At 47.6% G+C, this 26,257-nt stretch carries 20 protein-coding genes; 3 read left to right on the forward strand and 17 right to left on the reverse strand.

The window, feature by feature from the left end; translation table 11 throughout:
- Positions 1-86: 86 nt before the first annotated feature.
- Genes KY305_RS16365 through KY305_RS16390 form a run of 6 tightly spaced genes read right to left on the reverse strand, consistent with a single transcriptional unit; the run spans position 87 to position 6,256 of the window.
- Complete coding sequence (locus KY305_RS16365; RefSeq protein WP_223063441.1) at positions 87-1,283, reverse strand: cytochrome P450; 1,197 nt, start codon at positions 1,281-1,283, stop codon at positions 87-89.
- Position 1,284: 1 nt separating this feature from the next.
- Positions 1,285-2,304 (reverse strand): biotin synthase BioB, encoded by a 1,020-nt coding sequence (gene bioB / locus KY305_RS16370; protein ID WP_223063442.1) that lies wholly within the window; start codon positions 2,302-2,304, stop codon positions 1,285-1,287.
- Entirely contained in the window at positions 2,301-3,008 is a 708-nt protein-coding gene (bioD, locus tag KY305_RS16375; protein ID WP_223063443.1) for a dethiobiotin synthase, read from the reverse strand. Before bioD ends, bioB begins: the two co-directional genes overlap by 4 nt.
- Complete coding sequence (gene bioF / locus KY305_RS16380) at positions 3,005-4,153, reverse strand: 8-amino-7-oxononanoate synthase (protein ID WP_223063444.1); 1,149 nt, start codon at positions 4,151-4,153, stop codon at positions 3,005-3,007. Before bioF ends, bioD begins: the two co-directional genes overlap by 4 nt.
- Positions 4,143-5,489, reverse strand: a complete 1,347-nt coding sequence (bioA, locus tag KY305_RS16385; protein ID WP_223063445.1) for an adenosylmethionine--8-amino-7-oxononanoate transaminase — start codon at positions 5,487-5,489, stop codon at positions 4,143-4,145. Before bioA ends, bioF begins: the two co-directional genes overlap by 11 nt.
- Positions 5,486-6,256 carry a 6-carboxyhexanoate--CoA ligase gene (locus KY305_RS16390; protein ID WP_223063446.1) on the reverse strand — a complete coding sequence of 257 codons (771 nt, stop codon included), beginning with the start codon at positions 6,254-6,256 and terminating at the stop codon, positions 5,486-5,488. The genes bioA and KY305_RS16390 overlap by 4 nt, the downstream gene beginning before the upstream one ends.
- 433 nt (positions 6,257-6,689) lie before the next feature.
- Between KY305_RS16390 and KY305_RS16395 the strand changes: the two genes are divergently transcribed.
- From KY305_RS16395 to uptA, 3 genes are all read left to right on the forward strand, one after another.
- On the forward strand, positions 6,690-7,091 hold the full coding sequence (locus KY305_RS16395; RefSeq protein WP_223063447.1) for a GtrA family protein: 402 nt from the start codon (positions 6,690-6,692) through the stop codon (positions 7,089-7,091).
- A gap of 12 nt (positions 7,092-7,103) precedes the next feature.
- The gene (galU, locus tag KY305_RS16400) at positions 7,104-7,997 is read left to right on the forward strand and encodes a UTP--glucose-1-phosphate uridylyltransferase GalU (protein WP_223063448.1); all 894 of its coding nucleotides are present in this window, start codon (positions 7,104-7,106) and stop codon (positions 7,995-7,997) included.
- Positions 7,998-8,071: 74 nt separating this feature from the next.
- A complete protein-coding gene (uptA, locus tag KY305_RS16405; protein ID WP_214804097.1) occupies positions 8,072-8,662 on the forward strand; it encodes an undecaprenyl phosphate transporter UptA in 591 nt (196 codons plus the stop codon).
- A gap of 74 nt (positions 8,663-8,736) precedes the next feature.
- Here uptA and KY305_RS16410 read toward each other — a convergent pair whose 3' ends face one another.
- The 11 genes from KY305_RS16410 to KY305_RS16460 form a co-directional block, all read right to left on the reverse strand.
- Positions 8,737-10,266: an acyl-CoA carboxylase subunit beta gene (locus KY305_RS16410; protein WP_223063449.1), complete on the reverse strand. Its 1,530-nt coding sequence runs from the start codon at positions 10,264-10,266 to the stop codon at positions 8,737-8,739.
- Positions 10,267-10,283: 17 nt separating this feature from the next.
- Complete coding sequence (locus tag KY305_RS16415; protein WP_223063450.1) at positions 10,284-11,063, reverse strand: enoyl-CoA hydratase; 780 nt, start codon at positions 11,061-11,063, stop codon at positions 10,284-10,286.
- A gap of 13 nt (positions 11,064-11,076) precedes the next feature.
- Positions 11,077-11,976, reverse strand: coding sequence for a hydroxymethylglutaryl-CoA lyase (locus KY305_RS16420; RefSeq protein ID WP_223063451.1), 900 nt, complete (start codon positions 11,974-11,976; stop codon positions 11,077-11,079).
- 15 nt (positions 11,977-11,991) lie between these two features.
- Entirely contained in the window at positions 11,992-12,204 is a 213-nt protein-coding gene (locus KY305_RS16425; protein WP_223063452.1) for an acetyl-CoA carboxylase biotin carboxyl carrier protein subunit, read from the reverse strand.
- Between the two features lie 12 nt (positions 12,205-12,216).
- Entirely contained in the window at positions 12,217-13,551 is a 1,335-nt protein-coding gene (locus KY305_RS16430) for an acetyl-CoA carboxylase biotin carboxylase subunit (RefSeq protein ID WP_223063453.1), read from the reverse strand.
- A 21-nt stretch (positions 13,552-13,572) separates the two neighbouring features.
- Positions 13,573-15,213, reverse strand: a complete 1,641-nt coding sequence (locus KY305_RS16435) for an AMP-binding protein (protein ID WP_223063454.1) — start codon at positions 15,211-15,213, stop codon at positions 13,573-13,575.
- Positions 15,214-15,252: 39 nt separating this feature from the next.
- Positions 15,253-16,395, reverse strand: coding sequence for an acyl-CoA dehydrogenase family protein (locus KY305_RS16440; RefSeq protein WP_223063455.1), 1,143 nt, complete (start codon positions 16,393-16,395; stop codon positions 15,253-15,255).
- A 135-nt stretch (positions 16,396-16,530) separates the two neighbouring features.
- A complete protein-coding gene (locus tag KY305_RS16445; RefSeq protein ID WP_223063456.1) occupies positions 16,531-18,072 on the reverse strand; it encodes a glycoside hydrolase family 10-like protein in 1,542 nt (513 codons plus the stop codon).
- A gap of 120 nt (positions 18,073-18,192) precedes the next feature.
- Positions 18,193-18,573, reverse strand: coding sequence for a DUF1360 domain-containing protein (locus KY305_RS16450; RefSeq protein ID WP_214804088.1), 381 nt, complete (start codon positions 18,571-18,573; stop codon positions 18,193-18,195).
- 71 nt (positions 18,574-18,644) lie between these two features.
- Entirely contained in the window at positions 18,645-22,448 is a 3,804-nt protein-coding gene (locus KY305_RS16455) for a non-ribosomal peptide synthetase (protein ID WP_223063457.1), read from the reverse strand.
- An 18-nt stretch (positions 22,449-22,466) separates the two neighbouring features.
- Positions 22,467-26,257 (reverse strand): non-ribosomal peptide synthetase (locus KY305_RS16460; RefSeq protein WP_223063458.1); only part of this gene is annotated, 3,791 nt, incomplete at its 5' end.

The raw sequence follows: 26,257 nt of genomic DNA on the forward strand, positions 1-26,257 counted from the left end.
TTGCTTTATAATATTCAATTCTCTTCTCTTTCATTTATTTCCTGCAAGAGGGACTGGATTTTTAAACCAGCCCCTCTTGCATAGTATCAGCTGAGGATAACGGGAAGCTCTGTCAGCGTCCTAAAACCAATGAGCTTTCGGTATTCAAGCCCGGATACAGCCAGCTGAAGCTTAGGCATCCGTTCAAACAGTGTGAGAATTGCAATTTGTGCTTCGATGCGCGCCAATGAGGAGCCCGCGCAAAAATGGGCACCCCTTCCGAATGCAAGGTGCGGATTCGGTTTTCTGGCGATGTCCAGCTTGTGAGGATGATCGAATATGCTCGGATCGCGATTGGCTGCGCCTAAAAGGATATATACCTGCTCACCTGTTTTTATGATTTTTCCATTTATTTCGCAGTCTTCTGAAGCGGTGCGTGCCGTCAGCTGCGTCGGGCTGTCGTAGCGCAGACATTCTTCGACTGCAGATTCAATAAGCAGAGGGTTTTTCTTCAGTACGCTAAGCTGTTCCGGGTGCTTCAATAAAGAAAACACTCCATTGCTAATGAGGTTTACCGTCGTCTCGTGTCCGGCTATAACAAGTAAGATACATGTCGCAAGTACTTCCTCTTCTGAAAGCTGTCCCTCCATCACAAACTTGCTGATTAAGTCTTCCTGAGGCTGTGCTTTCCGCTTGTGAATCAAATCTTTAAAATATGCCGTCAGCTTGACGGCTGTGTCGCTGGCTTTGACTAACGCCTTTCTTGACCGGGTAAAATCAATGGCCTGTATGACGTCTGCCGTCCATTGTCTGAATTCGAATCTTTCCTCTTTCGGCACTCCGAGTAACTTCGCTATGATGAGGCTTGCCAATGGAAAGGCAAACTCTGAAACAAGGTCCGCGTTTTTTCTGTTTTGGATTTGATCTAACAAGTCATGAACCGTTTCTTTTATACAGGGGCGAAGTGATTCCGCCGTTTCAACGGTAAATTCTTTACCGATAAGCATCCGCATCCGCTTATGGTCTGATTGGTTTTTAAATAACAGCATATCTTGCTGGATATGTGTAAGATTTTCATATTTTGTTGAAGCTTCAGGAAGAGGAATGCGATTTTTAAATCGGGTGTCTTTCAGAATCGCATCCGCTTCTTTATACCCGGTGACATACCAGCCCGGATATTTTAAAACGGTTCCTTTATAAACCGGATCAACGGACCGCAGGTGATCATAAAACGGATAAGGGTCTCTCCAAAAATCCGAATCAGTAAGGAGGCTTGGCTTTGCCGTATGTAAATCAGACGTCATGTTATCCCTCCGTATGGGAAGCAGCTTGTAAACTGGCTTTCATTTCTTCAACTGATTCGACTTCAAATCCTAAATCATGCAGCATCTTATGGTCTTCTGTTTCATTCTGCCCTGCCGTTGTTAAGTAATCTCCGACGAAAATCGAATTTGCGGCATACAGCCCCAGAGGCTGGAGCGAACCAAGGTTGACTTCCCGCCCGCCTGAGATCCGGATTTCCTTTGACGGATGAATGAATCGGAACATGGCCAAAACTTTCAAACAATAAACCGGGTTTAATTCACTCACTCCTTCTAACGGAGTGCCGTCAATAGCATGCAAAAAATTAATCGGAATGGAATCGGCATCAAGCACTTTCAGGCTTTTCGCCATATCGACGACGTCCTGTTTCGTCTCCTTCATGCCGACGATGACGCCTGAACACGGAGACATACCCGATTTTTTGGCCGTTTCCACTGTATTGACTCTGTCGTCATACGTGTGTGAGGTCGTAATGTTTGCATGGTTTCTTTTGGATGTATTGATGTTATGATTGTATCGGTCAACCCCGGCCTGTTTCAGGCGCTGCGCCTGCTCCGGTTTTAACAGGCCGAGACATGCACAGATTTTTAAACCGTAGGTCTCTTTGATTTCTTTGACAGCCTCAACAACTTGGTCTACTTCTCTATTTGACGGGCCTCTGCCGCTGGCGACGATACAGTATGTTCCTATATTCAAATCATGGGCGCGTTTTGCCCCTTTAAGCAATATATGTTTGTCAACCATCCGGTAAGACTCGATCGGCGCTTTTGATATGGCGGATTGAGAACAGTACCCGCAATTTTCCGGGCAGAGGCCGGATTTCGCATTCATAATCATGTTGAGCTTTACTTTTTTTCCGTAGTAACGTTTTCTGATTTGAAAAGCGGCATGCATAAGCAGTAAGATATCTTCATCAGGACATTCTAAAATAGCAAGCGCTTCTTTGTCTGTTACTTCCGCTCCATCCAACACTCTTTCTGCAAGATCCATCCATTGATTCATCTTTCTCGCCCCATTTTCATTGGATTCATGAATAAGGAGATATCTACATGCTCCTCTATCATGTTTTGAATGTTTTCAGCCGTAACGTGTTTCAGCTTCGGTGTTATTCCTAAAATCGGAACACCGCATAATGTTTCAATTATCTTTGGGTTTGTCTCTTCATCTGGTCCCGGGCTGCTGCTTGTTCCGTTGATTACGATGCCGATGATCTGAAGCCCCATTTTTTTCGCATATTCAACGGTTAAATACGTATGATTAATCGTCCCGAGATCAGGCCTTGCTACAATGACAATCGGCAATTCCAGTGCTTGTATGAGATCACTGACTAAGTAACCCTCTCCCAGAGGCACGGAGATTCCGCCTGCTCCCTCGACTATGAAACAATCATGCCTGTCTTTTATAGTTCTCCAATGATTAATGACCTCTTCCATGCCGACGGACCTTCCTTCAAGCATTAAAGCAACATGCGGCGCAAGCGGCTCTTTACTTTCAAAAGGAGTAATATCTTCGTGAGAGAAAAAGGTTTGTGACATTTGTTTCAGCAAGGATGTATCGCTTTTCGGGTGGCTGCGCGATATCCCGCTTAAAAACGGTTTAAATACCCCGACATCTATCTTCTTTTGTTTGAATAAAGCGGCAAGGCCGCAGGATATGACGGTTTTTCCCACTCCCGTATCTGTTCCTGTAACAAAAAAACTCTTCATTTGATCATGTTCAACTCTTTTCTAGTGAGATAAAACGCCTCTAACAATTCGTCTATGTCCCTTACGCTGCGGTCAGCGGTGACTGTCAGCCTTATTCTGCTTTCTCCTTCGGGAACAGTCGGCGGACGAATGGCCGGCGCATATATTCCCTTTTCCTCAAGGCTTTTTGCGAATAAAACAGCTTCTTGAGCATCTCCGATTATAACGGGTATGATCGGAGTATCTCCTCCCTTTACGGTAAATCCCATATCTTTGAGGCGTGTGTTCATCATTTTTACAGATGACTGCAAAAGGCGGCGTGTATCCTGAAGGCCTTCTATAATGTGAAAGGCTGTATATGCAGCGGCACAGGCCGCGGGCGGGACTGCTGTTTGAAAGATAAACGTTCTGGCATGATTCAGCAAAAAATCGATTAATACTTTCGAACCTGCGGCAAAACCGCCTTCCGTACCGACCGCTTTACTTAAAGTGCCGATGACAACATCAGGGCAAATGTCAAAATATTCACTCGTTCCTCTGCCGTGTTCGCCTAAAACCCCTGTTGCATGTGCGTCATCCACAATTACAAAGGCCTCATACCGTTTCGCAAGCGAAATGATCCGGTCAAGAGGCGCAATCGTTCCGTCCATGCTGAAACCGCCATCTGTGACAATAAACCTGTGCTCGTAATCCTGTACAGCTGCAAGCTTTTCTTCCAGATCACCCATATCAATGTGGCGGTAAACGATCGTGTCCGCTTTTGACAAACGGCACCCGTCAATCAGACTGGCATGATTGAATTGATCGCTTAAAATGACATCTCCTTTTTCAGGCAATGCAGAAAGCACGCCGATGTTCGCCAAATATCCGCTTGAAAATAACAGAGCCGCTTCCATCTGTTTGAAGTCTGCGATTTTCCGTTCGAGCTTTTCATGCCAGACAGTATTGCCCGTCGTTAACCGCGAGCCGCTGCTTCCCGCTCCAAATTGGCCCAGCGCCGTTTTAGCGGACGATATCAACCGTTCATCATTTGCCAAGCCCAAATAATCATTTGATGCCCAGATCATTTGAGACTGTAGTACAGGCTCTCTCGTCCGTATAGTCCGATACAGCCCGGCTTCTTTCGTCATGTCGAGCCTTCTGCTTAACCAGCTGTCAAAATTCACAGCTTGTGACCTCACGGATCGCTTCTTTCATGATGGATACCATCGCTTCCAGCTCTTCGGTTGTGCTGGCGAGCGGAGGAAGAAAGGCAACTACATCGCCCAGCGGTCTCGTCAGCATGCCCAGCTCTCTCATTTTTAAAGACACTTTATATCCGACCCGCTGCTCAGGAGGATAAGGCTGTTTTGTTTCTTTTGTCTGAACCAGCTCTATACCGGACATCAAACCGAGCTGGCGGACATCGCCAACGTGAGGAAGCAATGTCAGGTCATGAAGAAGCAATTCTGCCGTTTTTGATTTTTCGGCGACCTGCTGAACGATGCGCTCAGTTTCAAACAAACGTAAATTTTCAATCGCTACCGCACAGCCGAGCTGATTTCCTGTATACGAATGGCCGTGAAAAAATGTTTTTACTTTTTCATAGTCGTCGTAGAATGCTTCGTAAATCGCTTCTGTCGCAAATGTAACGGCAATCGGCAAATAGCCTCCTGTAATGCCTTTCCCTGCCGCCATTAAATCAGGCTGAACGTTTTCATGCTCACAGGCAAACATTTTTCCGGTGCGGCCAAATCCCGTTGCGACTTCGTCAACAATCATTAAAACATCATATTTTGTACAAAGCTGACGTACACCTGCCAAAAATCCGTCAGGCATCACGATCATGCCGGAAGCTCCTTGAACCATCGATTCAATAGTAAGTCCGGCTATTTCTCCGTGATGTTCCTTCAGCAGCTGTTCGAGCGCTTCCAGGCATTGATCGCGGCACACTTTAGGATCACCGCTTTCCGAGCGGTATACATAAGGGATCGGAGCCTTGAAGCTTTCAAACATGAGCGGCCCGTATACATGATGGAAAAGTTCGATTGAACCGACACTGACAGCTCCGATCGTATCGCCATGGTAGCCGTTTTTCATAGAAATGAATTTTTGCTTCTCCGGGTTTCCTGTATTCTTCCAATATTGAAATGCCATTTTCAGAGCAATTTCCATTGCTTCCGCTCCGCTGTCAGAATAAAAGACACGTGTCAGCTTTTCAGGGGTGATGTTGATTAACATTTCTGCAAGCTCTGTCGCCGGAATGTTTGTCATACCCAGCAGTGTAGAATGAGCAATTTTTTCAAGCTGTTTTTTAATGGCCTCATCTAATTCTTTTTTGCGGTGTCCGTGTACATTGAGCCACACAGAAGAAAATCCGTCATAGTATTCCTTGCCGTTGATATCTTTCAGCTTGATTCCGTTTCCGCTTTCGATGATTAGCGGATTTTCATCGTAATCTTTCATTTGTGTAAAAGGCAGCCAAAGATATTTTTTGCTTTTTTCAATAATCGAGTGCCTCATCTTTTCTCCTCCCGCTGAATAAGGACCGGCTGTTTTTCTAAATAATTGATGCAGCTGTCCGTATCTATGAATCCATCAACAAAAAAAATTCTGCAGCCGCTTTCGTCTCCTGCGTCTTTCATTTTTGTGATCCGCTGATAACCCGTCTTTTTACTGGCAACGTAGCCTGTTATGTAATCAGGGTCATCAGACCAGCATAATTCAGCCGCAATATCCGGATGCTCACAGACCTTTGCCGCAATGGCCAGCGCCTCCTTTAATCGTGAATTTGCCGGCATTCCGTGTTCAGATGCCCATTGTTGAAAATCGGTTTCCGGCCAATCTATGCGGGAAACCCGAACACCCTTTTCGTTTCTGTCGTCCATTCGTTTTCCTGACCGGATATCAAACAAGACAGCGCCTCTCACTTCTGAGTATGCAGCGATGTCCTGAAACGCGTTGTCAATCATATTTCCGGGAACGCCTGCTTTTTTCAGAAGCTCTTGAGCGAGCGCTTGTCCTTTTTCTGCTGTATCGACTTCATTTGTTTCAACAGGCAAAGGGTGAATCGGCCTGATCGGTTCGTCTATGCCTTCAAACTGAATCTGCATAAAATCCGGTGTTCCTCTTGAATGTGATAAGCCTTTATGTACTAAGTCATTGACCGCTTGGTTCAAGCCGCTGAAAGTAATGAGCCGCTCTCCTCCGGATATATGTTTTCCGCCCTTTTCATGAGGGCCATGTTGGGAAGCTCTCATTCTGACACTGTAATATTTTTCTCCCTGCATCCTTTTGTCCCCCCTTCTGCTTAAGTTAAAACTAAATGTTAACCTAAAATAAATAATAGTTAACACTTCATATAGAATATTAGTGTCCCTTCCCAAATATGTCAACATAAACTCTGATTTTCCCTGTACAGACGGGCTGTCATCAAAAAAAGACAAAAGAGAATGAAAGGTCTCTTTTGTCTTTTCGCTGAGATAAATTTGGTAGTTGATCTCGTTCATTGCCAGTTTTTTCGGCGCATCATGCCATCATAACCATGATCTGATCAAGGCTGTCACTTCCCCGCCGGCTCCTTGGAAAAATCAAAGCTTTTTCATTTTTTGTTCATATTTTAGTAATTGTTTATTCAACACTGTCCGCTAAAGTAGTCACTATCAACAATAAACACAGCCATCAGCAATTTGTTATGAAGGGAGGTCAAAATCGTATGCCGTTATGCTGAAAGAAAAAATGATGACGTTATTCCGTTTTTGCACGGTCGGCGTCGGCAATACTTTGATTGATTTCGGTGTCTTCTTTCTTCTCACCGCTTTTCATGTCCCTTATCTGCTGGCGCAGGTCTGTTCCTATACGGCGGGTGTCGCAAACAGCTATGTGTGGAATCGGAAATGGACGTTTCGTGCAGAGCATAAGGCGGACGGGAAGGAGATTGTCCGCTTTCTGATCATCAATATTGCCGCTTCCGGTATTACCTTTTTATTGATTTACGCTTTTCAAAAAGGCGGATGCTCGCTCTTAGTGAGCAAGCTGACTGCAACGGCCGGCGGAATGGTGATGAACTTTATCGGAAATCGGATTTGGGTATTTGGAGATTCATTGAAAAACATACAAGACTAGGAGTGGAAATGGATGAATAAAAAAGTGAGAAAAGCGGTTATTCCCGCAGCGGGCTTAGGAACGAGATTTTTACCGGCAACAAAGGCGCAGCCGAAGGAGATGCTTCCGATCGTTGATAAACCCGCTATCCAATATATCGTAGAAGAGGCCGTTCAATCAGGCATTGAGGATATCTTAATCATTACAGGAAGAAACAAACGCTCGATTGAAGATCATTTTGACCGCTCGGCGGAGCTGGAATTTAGCCTGAAGGAAAAAGGCAAAACGGAAATGCTTGAGGAAATGCGGCAGATCGCCAACTTAGCCAATATTCATTATATCCGCCAAAAAGAGCCGCTCGGGTTGGGTCATGCCGTGCTGTGCGCAGAGCATTTTATCGGTGATGAGCCATTTGCCGTTCTCTTAGGGGATGATATCATGGTGTCTGATACTCCCGCTCTTTTGCAGCTGATAGACGTATATGATGAATACGGCACGGAGGTGGTCGGGGTACAGCCTGTCGAGCCTGCTGACGTCAGCAAGTACGGCATTATTCAGACGCCGCAGCACAAGCAGCATGTGTATCAGGTTGAGGATTTGGTTGAAAAGCCTTCTCCCGAAAAGGCGCCCTCCCATATCGCTGTAATGGGGCGCTACGTATTGAATCCTTCCATTTTTCAAGTTTTGAAAACAATCGAAAGAGGTGCGGGGAACGAAATTCAATTAACCGATGCGCTGCGGGAGGTGTGCAGAAACCGCAGCATCTATGCACGGGAGCTTGAAGGGAGCCGTTTTGATATAGGCGATAAGCTCGGCTGCTTTAAGGCGAGTACGGAAATCGGACTGCTGCGGGAAGAAATGAGGCCGAAACTTTTATCTTATTTAGAAGAGGTTTTAAAAAGAGAATCTAAAGAAATAATGGGATAAAAAATAATTTGTAACCATTTTGCTTGTCAATCAGTCATATAATTGGGTAAAAAGATAAAGAGGTTGTGAACAATGTGGGCAATTTTATTAGTGAGATATTATCCTGGCTGACAAGTATGGGCTATTTAGGGATTGCGATCGGGCTGATGATTGAAATTATTCCGAGTGAAATTGTTTTGGCTTACGGAGGCTACATGGTATCAGAAGGCACGATCAGTTTTATCGGCGCGATTATCGCCGGCGTGATCGGAGGCACGATCGCGCAGTGCTTTATTTACTGGATCGCCCGTTACGGCGGCAGGCCGTTTTTGGACAAGTACGGCAAGTATTTACTGTTGAAAAAGCATCACATTGATGTCGCTGAAAACTGGTTTCGAAGATACGGCGCCGGAGTGGTGTTTTCGGCGCGGTTTATTCCTGTCGTCAGACACGCGATTTCCATCCCGGCGGGTTTGGCGAAAATGCCGTTTTCCAGATTTGTCATATTGACGACGCTGGCGATTATTCCGTGGTCTATCATCTTTGTTTATCTCGGGTATCAGCTCGGCGGACAGTGGGAAGATGTCGACAATTATGCGGGAATGTATACAACGCCGATCATTATATTGGCTCTCGTATTCATTGTTGTATACTTTATCATAAAGAAAATGAAAGCCAGACACTAAAAAAATGAGACTGCGCAGAAGAACGGTTTTTGACCGATCTCTATGCAGTCTTTTTTTTATGGGTTGTCAGCAGCTTATACAGGATAAACGGGATGTTTTCGGCGGGTGAATGTCAATTGTTTGGACATATAGGCGGTCAGCCGCTGATTGAGCTCCGCGCGCAGTGAATCAGCGGGAACGATGCCGTCAATCACCATTTCAGAGGCCAGGCGGTAAAGGTTGATGTCTTCTTTATATTCGTCCCGTTTTTCTTGGATAAAGGCAGTCCGGTCTTCAGGGGAAAGCTCGTTGATTTTGTTTGCGTACACCGCATTAACCGCGGCTTCCGGCCCCATTACGGCAATTTGCGCCGTCGGAAGCGCTAAACAGCAATCCGGTTCAAACGCAGGCCCTGCCATCGCGTATAAACCGGCCCCGTAAGCCTTTCTGACGATGACTGAGAGCTTCGGCACGGTCGCTTCAGCCATTGCAGAAATCATTTTTGCGCCATGGCGGATAATGCCGGCCTGCTCAACTTTCGTTCCGATCATAAAACCGGGTATGTCTGCTAAAAAGAGGAGCGGGATATGAAATGCGTCGCACAGGGCGATAAATTTGGCCGCTTTATCGGCTGAGTCGAGAAATAAAACTCCGCCTTTCACACGCGGCTGGTTGGCGATGATGCCGACCGGCTGTCCGTGAATTCTTGCGAGCCCCGTTATTAATTCCTGTGCAAATAATTCTTTTATCTCAAAAAAGGAATCTTCATCGATGACCCGTTCGATTAAGTCCATCATATTGAACGGCGCATTTTGATGTGTTGGGATCACCTCTGAGAGCGGTTTTTCAAATGCTTTAGGGTGCCTGAAGCCGCTTACGGGAGCTTTTTCTGTATAATTCGCCGGGAAGTAGGTGAGATATGCCTGCGCCAGTTCAATTGCTTCCTGTTCCGTCCGGGCAAGTACATCTCCGCAGCCTGAAACGGAGCAATGCATGCGTGCCCCTCCCATTTCTTCGAGCGATACTTTTTCGCCGATCACCATTTCAGCCATGCGCGGAGAACCTAAGTACATGGAAGCATTGCCTTCCACCATGATGACGATGTCGCAAAATGCCGGAATGTATGCGCCGCCTGCCGCAGATGGACCGAACAATAAACAGATTTGCGGAATGCGTCCCGACAGCTTTACTTGATTGTAAAAGATGCGCCCGGCTCCCCTTCGTCCCGGAAACATGTCGACTTGATCCGTGATTCTCGCCCCTGCTGAATCGACTAAGTATAAGAGCGGGCATTGCAGTTTTTCCGCCGTCTCCTGAATACGGATGATTTTTTCCGCCGTTTTCGCGCCCCAGGAACCGGCCTTTACGGTTGAATCGTTCGCCATGACACAGACGGTTCTGCCGTTAATTGTCCCGATTCCTGTAACGACTCCGTCAGCAGGAAGCCCATCTGACATGCATTCGGCAAAAAAAGCGTCCTCAAATGCTATGCCGTCATCAAATAAAAGCTTCAGCCTGTCTCTGACAAAAAGTTTCCCTTTCTTTTCGTTGCTTGCGTGGTACTTCTCCGCTCCTCCCTTTTCAATGGTTTTGCTCCGTTCCTGTCTTTCTTTTTCGTAATCCATCCGATTCCCTCCATGTTTTATTTTCCTTTGTATTCAGGGGGTCTTTTTTCACCAAAGGCGCGCAAGCCCTCTTCTCTGTCAAGTGTCGGTATGACCGTTTCGTAAGCTTTTTGTTCAAGGGCGAGGCCTGTATTGAGGTCAGCCTCTAAGCCTTTGTTTATAGCGAATTTTGCTTGTCTGACCGCAATCGGGCCGTTGGCCGCGATCCGGCTGGCCAGTGTTTTCGCTTGTTCCATGAGTTCTTCTGCATCACATACATGCTCGATCAGGCTGATGTCTTTTCCTTCTTTTGCTGTGATGCGCCGGCCGGTGTAAATCAGTTCTTTTGCCGCACCGGGCCCGACGAGCCGAGGCAGCCTCTGCGTCCCTCCCGCTCCCGGAATAATCGCTAACCCTGTTTCCGGGAGACCGAAGCTGGCATGGCTGGCGGCCATTCTAATATCACAGGCGAGCGCCAGTTCAAGACCTCCTCCGACCGCGGTTCCGTTTAAAGCCGCAATGACCGGATGCGGAAGGGATTCAATAGAAGAAGCTGTTTCTCCGATGCGTCCGACACTTTGTTTAACTTGTTCATGGTTCATTCCCGCTCTTTCTTTCAAATCAGCACCCGCGCAAAATGTGTTTCCAATGCCGGTAAGAATGACACAGCGGATGGATGGCGTGTTTTTGATGTGCCGGATGATACTTTGTAATTCATCGATCATTTGTGATGACAGCGCATTTGCGGCTTGCGGGCGGTTCAGCGTGATCAGGCCGATTGTTTCTTTATACGGTGAAAACTGGACATGATCTCCCATGGCTTCTCCTTTCTCATGTCGTTTTAAACGCTTGCAGATTTCTGCTTGGCAGGCTTTTGCCGATTTTTTTCTCTATCCATGCAGCGGACGTAAGAAGTTTGTTCATATCTGTTCCTGTGTCGATTCCCATTTGTTCGAGCATATAAATGACGTCTTCTGTGGCGGCATTGCCTGCTGATCCGGGAGCGTACGGACAGCCGCCCAGGCCGCCTGAGGAGGTATCAAAGGATGTAATCCCCATATCAAGGGCGGGAATGATATTGGCGAGTGCCGTGCCTCTCGTATCATGAAAATGCAGTGCGATTTGTGAGATAGGAAACCTTGGCAAAAGGGCCTCAAGAACAGTTATGACCTGCACTGGGTTTGCCGCACCGATTGTGTCACCCAGCGATAGTTCGTCAACTCCCATTTCGAGCAGCGTCTCTGACAGGCGGACGACTTGCTCGACCGGCACGTTCTGTTCATAAGGGCAGCCAAATACCGTGGACAAATAAGCTCTTGTGGCCAGATTTGCTTCTTTCGCCTCAGCAATGACCTGTTTCAGCTGCTGAACGGTTTGGTCAATCGGTTTGTTCACATTTTTTTGATTATGGGTTTCGCTTGCTGATAAAAACACACAAGCCTGATTGATCCCGCCTTCTATCGCACGTTCCAGCCCGATCCGGTTAGGGACGAGTGCCGCGTAAACCGTGTTTTCTGACCGCGTGATGCCCTTTGCGACTTTCAGTCCGTCCCGAAGAGCCGGAATCCATTTTGGGTGCACAAAGGAAGTCACTTCAATGTAAGGCAGGCCTGTCTGTGACAGCATGTTGATCCACGTGATTTTATCCTCAGTTTCCACCCATGCCGATTCATTTTGCAAGCCGTCACGCGGTCCTACTTCATTGATGCGGACATGCTTCGGACATTTCATGCTGCACCTCCTCGTTTATTGAAGCTCTATCAATACCTCTCCTTCATCGGTAAAATCTCCTTCATTTTTTTTCACTTCTTTTACGGTTCCCGCGGTATCTGCAATAATCGGAATTTCCATTTTCATAGATTCGAGGATAGCGACTTCCTGGCCTTCCTCAACGACATCGCCTGCTTTGACATGGATTTTCCAAAGGTTCCCCGCCATTTGAATCTTTATGACGCTCATCTTGACGCCTCCTTATTTCGCTGATTCTAAAAAATCGGTCGTTGTTTCGCCCTTTTCAAAAGCTTCTGAATGGGCAATCTTTTCAAGCAGCGGAATATTGGTTTTGATTCCTTCTACATGATATTCGCGAAGAGCGGTTTTCAGTTGTTCAATTGCTCGTTTTCTCGTTTGCCCCGTGACAATCATTTTGGCGATCATCGGGTCGTAAAAAGGGGAAACGATGCTCCCGTTTGCGACGGCACATTCATGTCTGACTTCCGGGTGGCGCAAGACGGAGAAGGACGAGATTGTGCCGGGTGACGGATAAAAGGTGACGGGGTCCTCTGCATAAATCCGCACTTCTATCGCATGCCCGCTGTGGGTGATGTCCTGTTGGGTGAAGGACAATGCTTTCCCTGCCGCGATTTTCAGCTGTTCTTCTACGAGATCAAATCCCGTAATTTCCTCTGTTACCGGGTGCTCGACTTGTAGTCTTGTATTCATCTCTAAGAAATAGATTTGTTTGTCTTGATCTACGAGAAATTCAATCGTACCTGCATTGCGGTAGCCGATCGATTTGGCGGCTTTTACGGCGGTTTCACCGAGCCTTTGCCGCAATTCGCCGTCGACAAAAGGAGAAGGCGCTTCTTCTATCACTTTTTGGTGGCGTCTTTGAACGGAGCAATCACGTTCAAACAAATGCACAGTGTTTCCGTAAGAGTCTGCGAGAATTTGAATTTCGATATGACGGGCATTTTCAATGACTTTTTCCATATACATCGAGCCGTCTCCGAAAAAGGAAGCGGCACGCTTTTGATTTCCTTCAAAGGCTTTTACCAGCTCATCCTCTGTATGCACAAGCTGCATGCCGATTCCGCCTCCCCCCGCTGAAGCTTTCAGCATGACCGGAAAACCGATGGTGCGGGCTGCCGCCAAAGCCGATTGAGCATCAGGCAAGGGTTCTGAGACGCCGGGCACAATCGGGACTTCCGCGTGTTCCATCGTTTTTCTGGCCTCTATTTTGCTGCCCATCTTTGCGATGATAGAGGCAGGCGGGCCGATGAACGTTATATTTTCTTTTTGGCATCGTTCGGCAAAACGGCTGTTTTCTGACAGCAGTCCGTAGCCGGGATGAATGGCGTCTGCCTTTGCTTCTTTTGCGGCCGCTATGATTCTATCGATATGTAAATAGCTTTCATTTACTCTCGATTTTCCGATCGGGTAAGCTTCATCCGCAGCTTTTGTATGCAGGGCGCCTTCGTCGGCTTCTGAATAGACAGAAACCGCGGGGATGCCGAGACGTTTGCAAGTGCGGATAATTCTTAAGGCGATTTCTCCTCTGTTGGCAATCAGGACTTTATTAAACAAATGTGAAGCCCTCCTTTATCGTTAACATAACCTGAGCTCTTCAATCGTTTTTTCTCTCAGCTTGAATTTCTGAATTTTTCCTGACGCTGTCATGGGATACTCATCAGTAAACAATACATACCGGGGCACTTTATAGCGGGCTATTTTTTCTTTGCAGTATGTTTTGATGTCCTCTTCTGAAGCGGTTTGTCCCTTTTTCAGCCTGATCCATGCAGCAGCTTCTTCCCCGTATTTCGGATCAGGCACTCCGACGACTTGGACATCGGCTACTGCGGGGTGGCGGTACAGTAATTCTTCAATCTCCCGCGGATAAATATTTTCGCCGCCTCTGATCAGCATATCTTTTAATCGGCCTGTGATCCGGCAGTAGCCGTCTTCATCCATGACAGCCAAGTCACCGGTATGAAGCCAGCCGTCTGTGTCAATGGCTTCTTTTGTTGCTTCTTCGTTTTTGTAGTAGCCTTTCATGACATGGTATCCGCGGGTGCAAAGCTCCCCCTGTTCACCGCGCGGCACTTCATCCGATGTTCCGGGACGCACGATTTTGATCTCGATATGCGGCAAAGCGCGCCCTGCCGTTTCCACTCTTCTTTTAAATGAATCATCGGTTCTTGTTTGCGTAATGACCGGTGATGCTTCCGTTTGCCCGTAGGCAATCGTAATATCTGTCATGCCGATTTTGCCGATCACTTCTTTCATGACCTCCGCGGGGCATGCAGATCCTGCCATAATTCCGGTTCTGATATGAGAAAGGTCGTATTGAGAAAAACGGCTGTTTTGAAGCAGGGCGATAAACATCGTCGGAACGCCGTGGAGCGCCGTACAGGCTTCTTGCTCAGCCGTTTTCAGCACGGTTTCGGGAGAAAATTGTTCTACGGGTATCATCGCCGCGCCTGCTGAAACACATGCCAGCACGCCGAGCACGCAACCGAAGCAATGGAAAAACGGCACGGGGATACATAGGCGGTCACTGGACGTAAGTTTCATACATTCTGCAATATTGGCTGCGTTATTTACGATATTAAAATGTGAGAGCATGACACCTTTCGGAAATCCGGTCGTGCCCGATGTATACTGCATGTGGATGCAATCATCCTTTTTCAGGCTGTCCATTCTCCCGTCAAGCTCTTCATCCGTCACGGCTTTAGCGTCCTCGAGCAGTAAATCCCATTGATACATTCCCGGCGGGCTTTTATCACCGATGAATAAAACCGTTTGTAAAAACGGATATCGTTTTGAGCACAGCTGCCCGGGCTCGGAATGCTTCAGCTCAGGAATTAGTTTATTCACAACATCGGCATAAGATGTCTGCCGATAGGACTCCATGATGATGAGAGTGGAAACATCTGAATGGGTAAGCAGATAATCCAGCTCAGCGGTCTGAAAGTTTGTATTAATCGTGACGAGGACGGCTCCGATTTTCGCCGTTGCAAACTGCGCGGCCAGCCATTCCGGTATATTGGATGCCCATATGGCCACATGATCTCCTTTTTGAATCCCCAGCTTCATAAGGCCTTTTGCTGTTTGGCGGCATAATAGGTCAAACTCGGCATACGTATAACGAAGACCGCGATCGGGATAAACAACGGCGTCATGATCGGGCACCAGTTCGGCAGTCCGCTCTAATAGTCTGCCGGCTGTCAAATGGATAAGATCAGCCATATGATCCGCCTCCTTTCACTGTTGGTAAACGTTTTCATTTCACTTCAGCAGCTGTCTTGCGATTACCATTCTTTGAATTTCTGATGTTCCTTCGCCGATTTCCATCAGCTTTGCGTCGCGAAGCATGCGTTCTACTCCGTATTCTTTCATATAGCCTGATCCGCCGTGAATTTGAATGGCCTGAAGGCACGTTCTGACGGACATTTCTGATGCAAACAGCTTGGCATAGGCCGCTTCTTTTGTAAACGGGAGCTCCTGATCTTTCAGCCAGGCCGCTTTTAATACCATTTGTCTGGCGAGTTCAATTTCCATTGCCATGTCCGCAAGCTTAAACTGAATCGCTTGAAAAGATGAGATGGAGCTGCCGAACTGCCTGCGTTCCTTCGCGTAAGACAACGATGCCTCCAGTGCTCCTTGAGCGATGCCGACAGCAAGCGCCGCAATGGAAATCCGGCCGCCGTCTAATGTATAAAGGAATTGTTTAAAGCCCTTTGCAGGATCGCCGAGCAGATAATCAGCGGGAACCCGGACATCTTCGAGCAAAAGTTCGGCTGTATCCGATCCTCTGACACCCATCTTGTCGTAAGGATTAGTGATTGTAAATCCCGGTGTGTCTGTCGGGACAATGAGGGCTGAGATGATGTTTTTTCCGGCCTCGTTTTTACCGGTGACGGCTGTGACAATAACCGTGCGGGCGTAATTGGCGTTTGTGATCCAGCATTTCTCTCCTTTGATCACATATTTATCACCCTTCCGCTCTGCTTTTGTCTGCGTTCCGCCCGCATCTGACCCGGCATTTGGTTCTGTCAGCCCGAATGAGCCGAGCGCCTTTCCGGAAGCAAGCGGGATAAGGTGTTCTTGTTTTTGCTGTTCCGTTCCGAAGTAATATAAGGGGCTTGCGCCGAGTGACACGGCCGCCGCATAGCTTAACCCCGTACTGCCGCAGGCTTTTCCGATTTCTTCAACGGCTAATGCATAAGAAACGGTGTCGCCGCCCGATCCGCCATATGCTTCCGGAAACGAAATTCCGAGCAGCCCAAGCTCACCCATTTTTTTAAATGTGTCAATCGGGAAGACGGCTGATTGATCAACCTCATGTGCTTTTGGAGCAATTTCTTTCTTGGCGAAATCTCTGACCATTTCACGCACCATTTGCTGTTCTTTTGTCAGTTCAAAATTCATTGACCTTCCTCCTTCTGCTGCTTTCTACATTTTATTAATGGGGGTCTTTATTCATTCCATCCAAATGAAGTCTGAACATTCGGACTGATCAAATAAAAAAACTGACAGCGCGTGACTGTCAGTTTGAGAAAGGAGCTATTTTACGGATCGTTTTGCTGAGGGCTTGCTTTCATGATGCAGCCTGTCAACGGATGTCACGATATAGGTGCAGGTGCTCCCTGCCTGTGTATCAGTATCTGAAAATGTTTGCTTTCGTGAAGCGGTCTTTCTTACCGTATCCACCAAATAAGGCGGTTTCCCTTTTTCCGCCCGATAAATGGCGTAATATGCAGTCTTTTTGCCATTTGATTTGGAGTCTTCAATATAGATCGTATGTCCTGAGGCGCTTTTTGACACCCGTTTGATTGCCGGCTGCTTTAAGGCAGAATGACCGAGCCAGGGCATCTCGGGAATTAACGCGGGACGGCTGTAAAAATCGCTGATCAAGCGGCTTTTCACTTCGAGCGGATTGCGGTTTAGATCCTTTAAGCTGAAGTGCATGCTGCCTTTAACCAGCTCAGATTGACGGTTCAATCGGATCTGTCTTCCGTATTCTTCAGCATCTGACCAGGCTGGATCGGCATTGTTATTGATTTTATAAGATGCCTGCCCGATATATAAATGTACTTGGCGATTCTTCACTTCCCTGCTCCACCAATCAGCCAGGACGTCATATGCCGCTGCCTTAAATCCGATGCTCCAGTATATTTGCGGTGTAATATAATCGATATACCCCTTTTGAATCCATTCTCTTGTGTCCGCGTATAAATCATCGTAATTTCGGACACCTGCGGAAGTGTTGGAGCCTGTCGGGTCATCAGCCGCATTTCTCCATACGCCGAAAGGGCTGATCCCGAATTTAACATACGGTTTTTCTTTTTTTATGGTTTGGTTTATTTGTTTTACGAGCCGATTGACGTTATCTCTCCGCCAGTCATCAATGCTGGCAAAATGCGCTTTTCCGTATTGCTCGTACGCGGCATGATCGGGAAATTCCTGTCCGGCGATTTTATAAGGATAAAAATAATCATCCATATGAACGGCATCAATGTCATAACGGCTGACTGCTTCTTTGATCCCATCGACTATAAACTGTCTCACCTCGGGAAGTCCCGGATTATAATACAGCTGTTTGCCATAGGCAGCGACCCAATCAGGGTGGGCGCGTGCCGGATGATCGGCTGAAAGCGCATCCAAATTTGTGTGATTCATTGTGATCCGGTAAGGATTAAACCAGGCGTGGAATTCCAGATTGCGTTTGTGGGTTTCTTCAACTAAAAAAGCGAGCGGATCATACCCGGGATTTTTCCCCTGTGTTCCTGTCAAGTATTCGGACCAAGGCCCGTAATCCGATGGATAAAATGCGTCGGCCGTGGGCTTAATTTGGACAACAACGGCATTCATCCCCATCGCTTGCACGTCATCAAGCAGCTTCATAAATTCCTTTTTTTGCTCATCTGGAGACAGCCCTTTTTTAGAAGGCCAGTCGATATTGGTTACTGAGGCAATCCATACCGCCCTCATTTCCCTGTCTGGCTGAGGTTCTTTCAAGGGTGCTGCGGACGCTGAAGCGCTGAAGATGCCGGCTGTCAGTAAAACGGTGAAAAACCATATGATGCTCGGACGGCAGCCTTTCATTTTTCTCCCCCTCCCTGCTTTACGGTATTCTAAAGCGGGCGGGGCGGTGAATACAGGGGGCTTCTTTGCTCCTCTCAGCCTATAGAGAAAGAAAAAAGTCCTAAAGCAATAAAAACTGCTTTAGGACTTTTTATGTTTCATGGCGGCCAACACGTCTATCACTTTCGTTCCGACGCCGACAAACGTTTCAAGAATCGCCTGCGCACCGGCAATTGACAGAATGAAAATAACCGGATTTGCATAGCGGGGCCATATCAGATAGCAAATGCCGATCAATATGGCGCACCAGACGCCCGCACACCAATAGCATTGCAGCATGTAACCGAATGTAGAGGACGGTACGTGTTTTTGTCCGACATGCCCTGCTGCGTCTATCGTTTTTTCTTGTTTTGTAAAGGGTTTGCGGATAAATTCTGTAATCTTATCAAAGACAATTAAATGGGTCAGGCGGTAGCTCGCAAGGATAATCATCAAATATGTGAGCCAAGATAGGTTAGTCATGACAAGCCTCCAAAAACACTGGATTTTTTCCCTATCTTGCCCTCTGTCTCAGCGAACCATTCCGGCGGATTTTACAGATGGCGCTCTAACTGTTTGCCGCTGCTTGCGACGATATGTTGTATCACCTTTGCATTTTGCTGGACAAAGGCCGCTTCAAACATATCCTTATGGGCACCTGCCCCTTGATATTCCTGATAGAGTCCTTTTGAGGCGCCCTCCCATTTTTGCCGCTTCATGTCACCGTGATGTTCCTCGATTCCGGCTTCAATAAAATGAATGTTTGCAGCAATTTGGCCGTCATTGATCAGCTTCGCCCAATACGTTTGATAGCTTGCCGTCTTTTTAATGACCGCTTCTCTGACCGGATCCGGGACGTTATCGGCTGTTGTGCTGTTTGGCTGCGGCGGCAGTGCCTCAAGCTTTCTGTAGGCATCTGCGATAATGAGGTCACTGACCTCCAGTCCGCGGCTTTCCATCGCTTTTACAGCCTCAAACGCCGTATTCCCGCCTGCCGAATACCCTAAAAGGATATAAGGGCCTTTTGGCTGGATGTCAATGATTTTATCAATGTATTGCTCCATTCTGCTGTCTTCTTCAATAAAGTTAAAGGCGTACACAGTGGATTGGCCATTTAATGCTGATGCAAGTTCTTTGAAGAAAATACCAAATCCTGAGATAGGCGGGAAACAGAAAAGATTCGGCCCAGCCGGCTGATTCAATCTGCTGATATGCTGCTCGGCTGCTGTGCTCAGCTGCCGGGAATACAGCTTTTCTGCTAATTGTTCGATTGTCGGATTTTCGAATAATAATTCGATCGGGACATCCATCTGCTGGCTGTTCTTCAGCTGGTGGATGACTTGTAACGCTTTTAACGAATGGCCGCCAAGCTCGAAGAAGTCGTCTTGAATGCCGAGCTCCGCTATACCGAGTATCGGCTTCCAGATCTCTATCAGTTCCCGTTCAACCCAGTTTCGCGGCGGAATTATATTTCTTTCAGCTTGTTTACGTTCTGGCAAAGGAAGAGCGCGGCGGTCGACTTTGCCGTTTGCGGTAAGCGGCATACGGTCAAGCTTTATCCAGTAATTCGGAATCATATAATCCGGAAGCGACCTTGCCAATAATGAACGTATGGTTCTATCCTCCATTTGGATACCTGTATAATACGCGCAAAGGATTGCCTCTTCTCCTTCTTCTGAAAGAATAGCAACCGCAGCTTCTTGTATCCCTTCAATCTCGGTCAGTCTCGCTTCGATTTCTGCCGGTTCGATTCGTTTGCCGCGAATCTTGAATTGCCGGTCAATCCGGCTGATATAGTCTATATTTCCATCAGGAAGCCAGCGTGCCAGATCGCCGGTTTTGTACATCTTTTCTCCCGGGTAAAACGGATGCTGCACAAATGCTTCTTTTGTTAATTCAGGTCTGTGTAAATACCCTTTTGCAACCCCGTCACCGCCGACGCAAAGCTCACCGGGAACGCCGATCGGCGCAAGCCGGCCGTTTTTGTCGATGATAAAGGCGGTTGAATTGCTGATCGGTTTGCCGATCGGGATAGGCTGTGAGAAATCTTGTTTGATTTCAAAAAAGGTTGAAAATGTCGTATTTTCCGTCGGCCCGTATATGTTATAAAGGCTGAGATTCGGGCATCGCTGTCTGACCGTATTCATGAGCGCGGGTGACAGAGCCTCTCCGCCGACATATAAGGTGTGCAAACCGGAAAACATGTCGGGCTTTGCTTGAGCGAACTGATTAAAGAGAGCTGTTGTCAAAAACAGAACTGTAATGCGGTTTTCAAGCAAATAGCTGCCGAATCGGACCGGTGCAAGCATGGTCGAGCGGTCAATCACATGAAGGCACGCTCCGTTTAAAAGGGCCCCGAACATTTCAAAAGTGACGGCGTCAAAGCCGATTGAGCCGGTTAATATGAGCCTGTCCTTTGGGCCGGCTGATGTGTAATTGCTGTTTGACACAAGAGATACGACGTTCCGATGTGAAATCATCACTCCTTTTGGTTTGCCTGTTGAACCTGACGTATACATAATATAGGCCAAATCATCAGGAGCGGTATTGACATTCAGATCCCTGACGGAAGCCGTTTGCGTCTCTTTGCCGTCTGGAATCAATACGTTTTGCGAAAAATCAATATTAGTCTTGATCCCTTTTTGCACCGCCAAAATCTGCGCTCCGCTTTCTTTCAGCATGTCACTGATCCGTTCGGGAGGAAGATCCGCGTCAAGCGGAAGATACGTCCCTCCCGCTTTTAAAACAGCGAGAACAGAGATAATAAATTCCGGGGAACGTTCGGCCAAAATTCCTGCGATTCCCTGTGGCGCCAAGCCGTTTTCCTGTAAAGTGCGGGCAAATGCAGTTGATTGTTCATTCAGCTCCCTGTATGTCATTGTCAGGCTGCCTGCCTGGAGCGCCTGGTGATCCGGTGTTTTTTCTGCTTGACTGCAAAATAAGTCAATGATGCTTTTGTCTTTTTCGTAGCTCGTTTTTGTATCATTAAACTCTCCGATAATTTTGGATCTCTCTTCCTGCCCGAGCATCGAAAGCCGGGCGGCCGGGACATCGGGATTGGAGGCGGCGCAGCGCAGCGCTTCTTGTAAATGCCCTTTTACACGTTCCATCCATAAATCATCATAAACGTTTGCATTGTAGCTGAATTTAATGATGAGTTCATCGCCGGGTGCAATCACGAGATTAAAATTGTAGCCTGATTGTTCCGATACCTTTACATTTTCAATTCGGAACGGTGCATCCGTCATGTTTTCCGAGTCTTCCATCTGCTGCTGGAGCGGATAGTTTTCAAATACGATAATATGGTCGATTAAATCCTGTTTCAGCACAGTATGTGACTGGATATCAGCAAGCGGATGAAAGCTGAATGCCTCTGTATCCAGCATTTCTTTCTGGCAGCGGCGTAGCAGCTCCTTAAAGGTTTCTCCGCTTGTCTTTATCCTCACAGGTACGGTATTGATAAACAGGCCAATCATTTTTTCCACTCCCGGAATGACGGAAGGGCGTCCCGATACGACGGCGCCGAAGACGACATCGTCTGTCCGGTTATAACGCTGGAGCATTAAGCCCCATACCGTTTGCATGAGAGTGGCGAGAGTGGCGCCCTGCTCTTTTGCTGCGGTTTTCAGCTTGTCCGTCAGTTCTTGATCTAATGAAAACATCAGCTCTTTCTTCCGGTAGCCTTTTTCCGCCGGCCGGGACGATATCTTCGGAAGCCCCGCGGGCGTATTGCAGCCCGCTAAATACCGCTTCCAATAATCCGAAGCCTCATCATTATCCTGATCAGTCAGCCAGGAAATATAGGCGCTGTAAGGTTTAACGTGCGGTAATGAGACAGGTCTGCCCGAATCAATCGCTTGATAAATATGCATAAATTCCTGAAGCACGATGCCGAGGCACCAGCCGTCCATTAAGATATGATGGTGGCTCCAGACGCACACATATTCCTCAGCGCCCGTTTTTAACAAAGAAACCCTCATGAGCATATCCTTTTGCAAATCGAAGCCTTTTAAACGGTCACATTCTTTGAACCGGCTGATATAGCTGTTTTGCTCAGCTTCCGTCAAAGTTGAGATATCTTCATCATGCAAACGGAAGGTTCGCTCTTGTAACACGACTTGGCGGGGTCCCGCCAGCTGAGCGACATGGGGCAAAAAAACCGTTCTGAAAATGTCGTGGCGGCTGATGACCGACTGTATGCTTTGTTGGAACAAGTCCAGACGAAGCCGTCCTTTTATTGTGAAAACGGATTGTTCAATATATGCAGCCCCCTCCTCTTGCAGAAAGGAATGGAAAAGCATTCCTTCCTGCATGCGGCTGAGGGGATAAATGTTTTGGATGTTTTTCGTTTTGTCCATGTTTTCCTCCGCTCGGTTTTAATGGAAACTGAGTAAGTCGGCAATGTCTTGTAATGCTTCCTCAGTCAGCTCGCGATCATCAAAGTCACTGACGGTTTTCTCCGTATCCGTTTTGCTGAGACAGTGATCAATCAGCTTCAAGAGATAACTCCGGCAGTCTTCAGAAAGCCGTTCGATAGTTTCTTTCCTGAAGCGATCTGTTTGATATGACATGTTTACAGTCAGCCTGCCTTTAGCCGATATAGCGCTGATATCAAGCGACTGCTCCCGCTTCCATGTGTCCGTCATATCACCTCCGCCTCCTAATGGAGAGAAAGTAAACGCGTCAGGCTGTTCTGTTTCTTCCGGGTTCCCGCCGGCCGCGTCGAATTGGCCGAGATAGTTAAAGCTGATGTCAGGTGCTTTGCCGAACTTTATGCCGGCCTGTTCCGGCGGAGTCAAGTATTTGAGAACGCCGTATCCGATGCCTTTGTCCGGTATCCGTCTTAACGTATCTTTTACGGTTTTTAATGTACGAATCTCATATTCTTCAAGGTTTTCATATCGTGTCTTAGATTCAAGACGGAACAGCGCCGGATAAATGGCGGTGAACCAGCCTACTGTCCGGCTGATGTCCGCGCTCTCTGCTTCTGATTGGCGGCCGTGGCCTTCCAGCGCCATTTTTAAAGCCTGATGCGGAGCCCATTGCTGGATGGCGAGCACGGCAGAAGCCAGAAGCATATCTTGGGTATCCGTATTATAGGCGTTGTGCACTTCTTTCAGCAGGGCGTTCGTTTCCCGTTCTGTTAAAGTGAAAGACACCGTATCCCGTTTTTTCATAGGAGACAAGCTCGTATCTGCCTGCTCACGCGGCAGGGCTTCTGCTTCATATTGTTCAATGTCCCGCCAATGCTCTGATTGCTGGAGCAGACGCCTGCTTTCGGCGTATTGCGCCAATTGCTCCGTATAGGCTTGGAAAGACCCCGTCTTCGGCGGCAGTTTTATCTCATTTCCGCTGAGCGCCTGCTGATAACCGGATGCCAAATCTTCTAATATGATCCGCCATGACATGCCGTCTACGGCCAGATGGTGTACGGAAAGAAACAGGTAATCTCCTCCCGCGGTGCGGAACAGCCCTGCTTGCACGAGCGGTCCGTTCTCCAAGTCCATTTCTCTTTGAAGCTTGCAGACTTGGCGTTTGATTAACCTTTCAATCTCTTGCTCTCCGCCGTTTTCTGTCAAATTCATTACTTTTAAGCTGTAAAGTGTCTCTTCTTCTACATCAGCAGGGCGATTGTAGAGGCGAAGACCCTCCTGTTCGTCTTTCATACAGATCAGCCGCAAGGCATCGTGATGAACGGTAATGGCTTTTAACGTTTTCTTTAATGCTGCTTCATCTATCGGGTTTTTTCTGTGCAGCATCACCGACTGGTTAAAATGGTTCGGTTCTGTCATGTCTTGTGCAAGAAACCATTTTTGAACCGGGGACCATCGCACTCCCCCTTCGACAGGCGCTTGGCTGATCGGCCGTTGTTCTGTACGGACATAGTGTGCCAGTTCTTTAATTGTCGGGTGGCTGAAAACGTCTTTGACAGCCATTTGTTTTCCTGACTGATGTAAGCGGGCTGATACTTGCAAGGCCTTGATGGAATCTCCGCCCAGCTCAAAAAAGGATTCATCCGTTCCGATGTTTTCTGTTCCGAGCACTTCACTCCAAATGGCGGCCAATTCTTTTTCAATGTCGCTGACTGGCGCAGTGAATGACCGGGTCTGCTCTTTTTTCCGCGGCGCCGGAAGCGCGCGGCGGTCAAGCTTTCCGTTTGGCGTTAAAGGCAGGGCGTCGAGTGTTTCAAAAAACGCCGGAACCATGTAAGCCGGCACTTCATTTGCAAGCGCTCTTTGCACCGTGCCGCTGTCAGTGCCATCCTCGGCCGCAATATAAGCGCACAATTCCTTTTGGCCCATCGAGGTAACATGAACTGTCACGGCTGCTTCTTTTACTCCTCTTATATTTGTGAGGGACGCTTCGATTTCTTTCAGCTCCACACGGTGGCCTCTAATTTTGACTTGCTCGTCCATTCGGCCGATATATTGCAGTGTGCCGTCCGGCAGCCATTTGGCCAAATCACCTGTCCGATACATCCGCCGCTCAGGATGGAACGGGTCTTGAACGAAGGCCCGGGCCGTTTGTTGAGGAAGATTGTGATACCCTCTTGCAAGCCCGGTGCCTGTAATGCAAAGTTCTCCGGTTACGCCGATCGGCTGCAGGTAATTTCCGTTTAAAATATACACTTTTGTATGGTCAATCGGACGGCCGATCGTTACGTCTTCATCTTGTTTTAAGTGTCTTGCTGCGGTGGTGGCAACACTGTTTTCTGTCGGTCCGTACTCATTGGCAAGCTCAGTGTCCGGGCATATCGCTAAACTCCGGCTTATCAAATTGCGATCAGCTGCTTCTCCCGCTAATGTTACAATCCGCAGGAATTCGGCATCTCCCGGCTCAAGTACGTCAAGCAGCGTCCGATACAAAACAGGGACGATAATCATATGGGTGACGCGGTAAACGGCCAGATGGTTTTTAATCACAAGAATATCTTTCGCTGCTTCTTCAGTTGGAACGGCGACTTTCGCACCGGATATAAGCGGTGTGAACATACTTGTAACGAATCCGTCAAAGGAAAATGAGAAGAGCTGGAGCACCGTATCTTTCTCATTCAGATCATAAAAGCTGCTCCGCCATTGAAGCGTTTGACTGACTGCTTGATGCTCGACCATAACACCTTTCGGCTTGCCGGTCGTTCCCGACGTATAAATGATATAAGCCAAATGGTGCGGCGCTGAAACAGGCTGAAGCGCCGAGGCATTCTGTTCCTGAATCTTTTCCAGCACAAGCACTTCACCTTTAAAACCGTCAGGCACTTTATGGATCGATTCATTTACAGTGATGAGCAATGCTGCCCCGCTATCTGACAAGATATACTGTTTGCGTTCCTCCGGATATTCAGGGTCAATCGGAACATATGCGCCCCCGGCTTTCCAAATACCGAAGACTGCCGCAACTTGTCCCATCGACCGGGGAATCAAAATGCCTACGGCGGTATCCGGTCCTATTTGCCGGCTTTGTAAGGCTCTTGCTATTTTGTTTGACCACTCATCTAATTCTTTGTATGTGAGCATGGCTTCCCCGCTGATGAGTGCTGGCGCATTCGGTGTTTTTCTTGCCTGTGAGACAAACAGTTCATGAACTGTTTTTTCTGCCCGCTGTTTATCAGTATTGCTGTTAAAGTCTGTCAAAAGCTGATCCTGTTCTTTAGAAGTCAGCATGCTGATCGCTTGTAAGGCAGTATCCGGATCACGCGCGATGTGCCGCAGCATCGTCATAAAGTGGGATGCCCAGCGTTCCATCGTTTCTTTTTTAAATAAAGCCGCTGCATATTCAAACAGAAAATGAATGCCGCCGTCTCCCTCGGAGGCCTGCAATGTCAGATCAAATTTGGAAACTGGCCGAGAAATATCAGCCGATTGAATATGCAATCCATCTAAAAGCAGTTCCTCATGCTCCATATTTTGAACGACTAGCATGGCATCAAACAGCGGATTGCGGCTTGTGTCGCGAACAACGCCGAGCTGTTCAACGAGTTCTTCAAACGGGTAATCCTGATGCTCGAAAGCGTCAAGCGCCGTTTTGCGCACTTCCTCTAAGTAGTCTGTGAACCGTTTGCCGCCTTTTGGCTGAGTCCTGATGGCGAGCGTGTTGACGAACATGCCGAGTACAGGTTCAAGGTCTTTATGCGGACGGCCGGCAATCGGCGAGCCGACGATGATGTCTT

Origin of the sequence: Bacillus sp. YC2 (assembly GCF_019891195.1) — a bacterium.
In the GTDB taxonomy this organism is placed as follows: Bacteria; Bacillota; Bacilli; order Bacillales; family Bacillaceae; genus Bacillus.

Coding starts and splice junctions, on each gene's coding strand:
- KY305_RS16425 (WP_223063452.1), bottom strand. CDS start 12,204: ATGAGCGTCATAAAGATTCAAATGGCGGGGAACCTTTGGAAAATCCAT.
- KY305_RS16410 (WP_223063449.1), bottom strand. CDS start 10,266: ATGGATTACGAAAAAGAAAGACAGGAACGGAGCAAAACCATTGAAAAG.
- galU (WP_223063448.1), top strand. CDS start 7,104: ATGAATAAAAAAGTGAGAAAAGCGGTTATTCCCGCAGCGGGCTTAGGA.
- KY305_RS16390 (WP_223063446.1), bottom strand. CDS start 6,256: ATGCAGGGAGAAAAATATTACAGTGTCAGAATGAGAGCTTCCCAACAT.
- KY305_RS16415 (WP_223063450.1), bottom strand. CDS start 11,063: ATGGGAGATCATGTCCAGTTTTCACCGTATAAAGAAACAATCGGCCTG.
- KY305_RS16440 (WP_223063455.1), bottom strand. CDS start 16,395: ATGAATTTTGAACTGACAAAAGAACAGCAAATGGTGCGTGAAATGGTC.
- bioA (WP_223063445.1), bottom strand. CDS start 5,489: ATGAGGCACTCGATTATTGAAAAAAGCAAAAAATATCTTTGGCTGCCT.
- KY305_RS16445 (WP_223063456.1), bottom strand. CDS start 18,072: ATGAAAGGCTGCCGTCCGAGCATCATATGGTTTTTCACCGTTTTACTG.
- bioD (WP_223063443.1), bottom strand. CDS start 3,008: ATGAAGAGTTTTTTTGTTACAGGAACAGATACGGGAGTGGGAAAAACC.
- KY305_RS16420 (WP_223063451.1), bottom strand. CDS start 11,976: ATGAAATGTCCGAAGCATGTCCGCATCAATGAAGTAGGACCGCGTGAC.
- bioB (WP_223063442.1), bottom strand. CDS start 2,304: ATGAATCAATGGATGGATCTTGCAGAAAGAGTGTTGGATGGAGCGGAA.
- KY305_RS16450 (WP_214804088.1), bottom strand. CDS start 18,573: ATGACTAACCTATCTTGGCTCACATATTTGATGATTATCCTTGCGAGC.
- KY305_RS16455 (WP_223063457.1), bottom strand. CDS start 22,448: ATGGACAAAACGAAAAACATCCAAAACATTTATCCCCTCAGCCGCATG.
- KY305_RS16395 (WP_223063447.1), top strand. CDS start 6,690: ATGCTGAAAGAAAAAATGATGACGTTATTCCGTTTTTGCACGGTCGGC.
- KY305_RS16365 (WP_223063441.1), bottom strand. CDS start 1,283: ATGACGTCTGATTTACATACGGCAAAGCCAAGCCTCCTTACTGATTCG.
- KY305_RS16435 (WP_223063454.1), bottom strand. CDS start 15,213: ATGGCTGATCTTATCCATTTGACAGCCGGCAGACTATTAGAGCGGACT.